Here is a 5,971-nt window from a genome sequence, read left to right on the forward strand (position 1 = left end):
CAAAGGTATTCCTCTCGGCCATCGCTCTCGCTGCTACAGTCCTATTCTGGCTGTAATTCAATGAGTCTGGAGCCTAAGGTTAAGTGAATATTACGCCGTTTGTTAGCTATCGCGACGATTGGAGATAGCACTTCTGGTGTCAGCGATATCTACCTTTTCAGAGGCCACTTTGAAGTGCCACTTGGCAAACTAACTCAGTTTGGAGGCATTACCAGCAAAAATTCGTGAATCGTCGCTCGCTCTACAGCCGTCAAAAAAACAAGGTCAGGTTTCCAAGTTTCCACAAGCTCAACCAGCAATTGCCCATTATTCTGTAGAGCAACTCCCCAGTGTATCTGGACCGTTTCAGAAAAGGTGGTAGCCATGTAGGGAGACATAGCGTAGCCGAATGAATCCCTCATCCAAAGAACCCGTTTATTATTAAGCGCATTCTCTGATCGGATAAGAAGCGGTCTATGCTGATTATCTACTGGTGGGTTGCCACCGTTTTGCTTGACTTCTCCGGTTTCAAAATCGATTTGCGTAGTATTGATGGGGCCTGCATCTACAATACGCGGAACGTGTATAGTTTGATTCTGGATGAACCCTTCCAGATGAAGAAATGAAGCTAAATCCCCTAGCCATGGTGTGAGAACAGGTTTCTCTTTGTCCACCAAAGGTAATTGCAATTCGGGAATCTGCTCCTTTGCAAGTGTTAGAAAGGCATGCGCAGCAAGCTGCGCGCCTGACTCAGTCCAATGCGTGTCACGATCGTAGTAAAGCTCATCACCAAGTATTGCTCTCGTAGAAACCAACAGGTTGGTCGGATCATAGATGTAGTTCTCCGCTCCATCCGTGGACATGATCACGCTTAACAAAGTTGGTTCGTTGGTCTCTACCCATTCTGGCAGATACTCTGGATAAACAGAGTTCTTGTTAGGTCCTACAATAGTGTGAAAAAACTCAACACCTTGGTCCGAAAGCCACTCCTTCCAAGCAGATTGCGCCGCAACCATACCCTCTGCATGTGCTTGAAAGCCCTCAGGGGGGCCGCTCCGGCGAGTTGATACCGCTCTTTCGTATTCATTGCCCAGAAACAACCAGTTCTGTTTCCCGACTATCACCTTTTCGGGGTTTGTGCTGATACCGATTTTGTAAAGCGGACGAGATACATACCCGATCAAATCATCAATATTGTAGAGATTTGACCGTTCCCACCAACGTACAGACGATTGATCCGATTCTTGGTGGATGAATCGATAGATATTATAGGCTGGGAGCGCAGAGACCATCAACACAATGAAAGTCAGAAACCAAATAATTTTCTTCATTTGAGTTGCCCGATCAAAAATTAAAGTAGAGAAAGACGGGAGACTTGGCAATCAGACTGGCGTAGATTCCTGTCGAACAAAGTAGGGCCGCATAGGCAAGCTTTTTTGTGGTGACACCGTTGTCCATCATCTCAACGCCGTTACGCTGAGATATTATAAAAAATGCCAGTCCGATCGCACTAAACGGTATAGCGTACACAGCAAGACCCACGGGCAATACAGGCATTATCTTGTCTAGAAATACCCCACCCCAAGATAATTGATCAGCCGTAAACGAGGCGCTCGTTTCACCAAATGCGCCCGAAATGTTAACCATTCCCGATAGCACCCTAATCGCATCATCAAGTGTAGTCGCTCTGAAAAAAACCCAGCAGACTACAACAAACACAAACGTTGTAAGCCATGCCAGCACCGTTGGCATTTTGAAGCCAAGTTTGCGCCAAAGCCGGTGAATAGCTAATGCCACGCCATGTAAAGTGCCCCAAATGACAAACATCCAGCTTGCCCCATGCCAGAGGCCACCAAGTACAAATGTTACAATCAGATTCGCGTACACTCCGACTTCGGCTACGCGATTCCCTCCTAGGGGTACATAAAGGTAGTCTCGAAGAAATCGCCCTAATGTAATGTGCCACCTGCGCCAAAAATCCTGAATATCTAATGCTTTGTACGGTGAGTTGAAGTTTAGTGGCAGCCGGATATTGAAAAATAAAGCCGCGCCAATAGCCATGTCGCAGTAACCAGAAAAATCAAAATAGAGCTGGAAAGTATAAGACAGGCTAGTCGCCCATGCTTCCCAAAAACTCAACACTTGTCCGCCATCAAATCCAGCAGTTGCCCAAATCGCAAACGTATCAGCGATCACGACTTTTTTGAACAAGCCGACGGAGAAGATAAACAGTCCAGCTAAAATGTTCTGAACATTCGGACGGACATTTCGCATGGACCGAAATTGCGGAAGCATCTCTTTGTGGTGCACAATCGGGCCAGCAATCAACTGCGGAAAAAACGATACAAAAATCATGTAGTTTAATGGATCCAATTCCGTCGTTTCTCTGAGGTAGCTATCAACAAGATACGCGATTTGTTGGAACGTGAAAAAACTGATGGCCAACGGCAAAACGATGCCCGGCAAATCATAGTTCGACCCCATAAAAATATTCAGGTTCGCAACGAGGAAATCAGTGTATTTAAAGTAAGCGAGAGCCCCGAGATTGAAAACTATGCCAGCAAACAGAAGCTGTTTGCGGGTTAGAAGTATTCGCTTATCAGAACGGCCGAGTTCGACACCCAACACGTAGTTGATTGCCATCGAACCCAAAAGCAGTGGTAGATAAAACGGGTTCCAGAAGCCATAAAAGAACAGATTGCATAAAACCAACCAGAGCTTCGCCCCGAAAACCATTCGTTGATATGTGAGCAAATAATACCCAACTAAGGAAACTGGAAGGAACACAAGTATGAATTCTGGAGAACTGAATAGCACAGGTACTCTCGCCGTTAGAAATTCCAAATCCGTGTGTATGAACACGCTGAATGCATTAATCGCCAAAGCGACCCATTAAGGGATGACAAGCGAGAATGTAATCCTTGTTGTGGACACTAGGTCTGACTGTGTTCAAGCTGCAACTCCAGGCTATTTTATTATTATTTTTCAATAAGTTAGAGTTTTATCGCTGACCTGCGGCGCAAAATGCCCAGTTCTGCAAAGTGTTGAAGCGATAGCTCTGCTTAGACACATTGTTTGAATACATATGGCCCACCATCTTGCTCGTGATGGTACCTGTATCTTACAGCTAGTTACCCAGTGTAGTTGTAGCAGTTAAGCTGTGGTACAATAGCAACATTGACTTCCGATTGATCCCAATCAAACATCCCAAAGTCCAAGCGCCTCTTCTTCGATTAGTTCCAAATCAACATCCGAAAACCCAAGATACGGCCGAGCAGGTATCACCGCTTTCAAACCACGTCCTGCCTCACCACCGAACTGATGGATGGCAGCATAGTCCTCAACTTCTTTGCCCGTACCAATCGTCAGCTTACCACCATCAACCTGATAGTTGATTGATCCCGCCAGATGTCCACGCATCCGCAGGATGGTCATCGGTGCGTTGCCGTACTTCTTTTGTCGGTGTAGCTGCTGGGCTTCAGAGAGTGGTACCCAGGGCCTACCATCGGGGCCTTTCTCCTGTTTGAACCGCTGATTGATGAAGCCACCAGCACCCGCAAATTCCTCACCAATGGATTTCAGGAAGGGTTCGGGATTCTCGAGCCGGGCCAGTCTTTGTTGCATATCCGCCCGTAGCGTTTTGTCGTTGAGGCCGAACTCCAGGTGGACGCCGCTCATTGAAAATACCTCAGTTTCGGATTAGATTTGAGATGCGTGATGACGGAGACAGTTGGAGATGTCACCCGACCCTGTCATCGGCTTGAGGCCGGGCACCAACCCCCGGCCTTTCTCTATTCCCGTCTGAATATCAACGCGCCTCTGCGGTGTTTCTCAATGTAGTTTTGATCAGGTTTGCCTTTGCCACTACGTTTACGCGGAGGGAACGAGGTCAGCCCGTGCCAGGACTGTGTGGCCCAGACAAAGGAGCTGTAGCTGCTGGTCTCAGAGTGCCAGCGCAGGTACCGCCGCACGAGGCGATTTTGGCCTGATCCTTCGACCTCCCAATCAACCCAGATTTCATCGGGGTCGAAGATCGCTTCGGCGAGACGCTCGATGTCGATCTCGCGGCCAAACTTCAAAACCTTCCAGCTGCGATCTGCATTCCGGAACAGCTGGTCAGAAATCACCACCGCCTGACCGGCGCGGTCGCGGTAGATAACACCGCGCCCGATATCCGCGCCAAATCGCTGCAGGAATTTCCGCACATAAAACTCGGGTTGATCACCTTTCGGCAACTGCGGTGCAGTGAACGGCCGCCCCAGCTGATCAAGCAGTGGCGAGACCGGCAAGGGCATGTCCGGCTGGCTCAGGTTTAACGGTTTCTGCAGCTCACGCGGCACGATCCCGCGCTCCCATGTATCGCCGGGCTGATAGCCCCAGCCAATGTCGATCCCCTCAGGTACACCAATTGTCTCGCCGGTTGTCGGGTCCGTGACCTTGCGCATCTTCAGCTCAGGCGCGGTGTCCGGTCCATTCTTGCCCAGGCGCTTCAAACCGGACCTGCTGACCGTGGCAACGCCACAGGAGCATTTCCAGCCATTGGGTGGATAAATCCGATCCCAGATCGGATCATCATGCATGAACACCATACCGTCCCATGCCAGATGTTCTTCACGCGGTTGCTTCGGTTCACGGGTCTCCGCATGGATATAACGCCAATAGGGGCGCAGCTTTATCACGTCCGGATCCCGCATCTGCTTCAGGCGACCGGCCTGATGCGCAGTACGCAAGTTGGTTTCGTAAATGACCCGCGTTCGCCAGTTACGCCCACCGTTGTAGTCCCAGCCATGGCGCGTAACGATGTCATCGAACTCTTTCCGGAACGCTTCCAGCCCACCGCCGCCATTCATGGCCTTGTCCAGTGCACCGCGCAGATCCTCGACCAGCGATACGGAATCGGCACCGGCCACGACAAAGGCGCGGTCGTGCGCCTGGTGCAGCGTGTCGGTCCAGACCTTACTGGGGAGACTGACCTTCTGGCGATGGAACTCCTGCGCCTCTTTGAAAGTCACGGTACCGATTTTAGGTTCGGCCAGTGCGGGACCGTCTTCGTCCAACACTTCTGCGCGACCGACCAGCTCAGCCAGCGCCAGTGCGTCGCCCAAGGCTTCGACATAGGGAAATTCAGCCACCAAGCGCACCTGCCAATCCAGTAGCGCCCGCCTGACTTCGTCTGCACTGTCCTGCAGGCCGGTCGCCGTCTTCAGCTCGCGGATCCACGCCTCGTGCGTCACGCGGATCGCCGTCTCGGTGGCCGCGATCAGATCCGTGATCGACACGCGGCCGTCATCGGCAAAGGCTATGTCAGGAGTTTTTTTTTGAGCATCCGGACTGGTGACAGGCGTGATTTCCTGCATGTCGCAGTCAAAGACATCGTCCATGTGGGCACCGATATCTTTGGGCTCATAACCCGCCTCACGCGCAGCCTTGAGCGCATCCATGTCCTTGATGCGCCGTTCAGCCCGTTTGCGCTTCAGCTCCTCCTGCGCCATCTCGTTGGCAGGTCGGGGCCGCCAGATCTTCGGCAGGAGCGCATTGGGATAGTTGAAGTCACAGAGCCACCGGACGAAGGTATTGTTCAACGTGCCAGACAACAGATCGCTGTCGCTATCGACCAGAGCGTCGAGGATATCGGCATGGGTCTCAGAGGCGGCCCGTGCGCCGTTTTCACCCATCTCAGTGGTGAGCGTTTCACCCAGCACGGCCTTGGACATCTCCGTGTTCCAGAATTTACCCCACACGGAATAGTCCACGGTTCCTGAGCGCTTGGCTTCAAAACTCTCCAACTCGGTCCCGATGGGCACGGTGATGGCTGAGCTGCGGTTCATCATCTGCAGCACGTTCATCAATTCGCGCTGATGCTGTGATCCCCGGCCTTCAACATACTTCCCCACCGGGATCGGCGCGGCGAAGCGCTCTAGGCTCCAGACTCATTGAATTACAGCCAGAATAGGACTGTAGCAGCGAGAGCGATGGCCGAGAGGAATACCTT

4 protein-coding genes and 1 pseudogene are annotated in these 5,971 nt (G+C 51.4%); all 5 read right to left on the bottom strand.

What is annotated here, in order from left to right; genetic code table 11:
* Positions 1 to 194: 194 nt before the first annotated feature.
* Positions 195 to 1,310: an alginate O-acetyltransferase AlgX-related protein gene (locus AC2FEB_RS23185; RefSeq protein ID WP_496677674.1), complete on the bottom strand. Its 1,116-nt coding sequence runs from the start codon at positions 1,308 to 1,310 to the stop codon at positions 195 to 197.
* A 13-nt stretch (positions 1,311 to 1,323) separates the two neighbouring features.
* Positions 1,324 to 2,766, bottom strand: a complete 1,443-nt coding sequence (locus AC2FEB_RS23190; protein WP_496884416.1) for an MBOAT family O-acyltransferase — start codon at positions 2,764 to 2,766, stop codon at positions 1,324 to 1,326.
* A 411-nt stretch (positions 2,767 to 3,177) separates the two neighbouring features.
* Positions 3,178 to 3,657 (bottom strand): phage virion morphogenesis protein, encoded by a 480-nt coding sequence (locus tag AC2FEB_RS23195; protein ID WP_496677678.1) that lies wholly within the window; start codon positions 3,655 to 3,657, stop codon positions 3,178 to 3,180.
* 113 nt (positions 3,658 to 3,770) lie between these two features.
* Positions 3,771 to 5,360, bottom strand: coding sequence for a PBECR2 nuclease fold domain-containing protein (locus AC2FEB_RS23200; RefSeq protein WP_496884417.1), 1,590 nt, complete (start codon positions 5,358 to 5,360; stop codon positions 3,771 to 3,773).
* Positions 5,361 to 5,390: 30 nt separating this feature from the next.
* A pseudogene (locus tag AC2FEB_RS23205) lies at positions 5,391 to 5,888 on the bottom strand (phage portal protein family protein); the annotation flags it as partial.
* Between the last annotated feature and the right edge of the window lie 83 nt (positions 5,889 to 5,971).

It is taken from the genome of Ruegeria sp. YTSC106, from assembly GCF_059609765.1.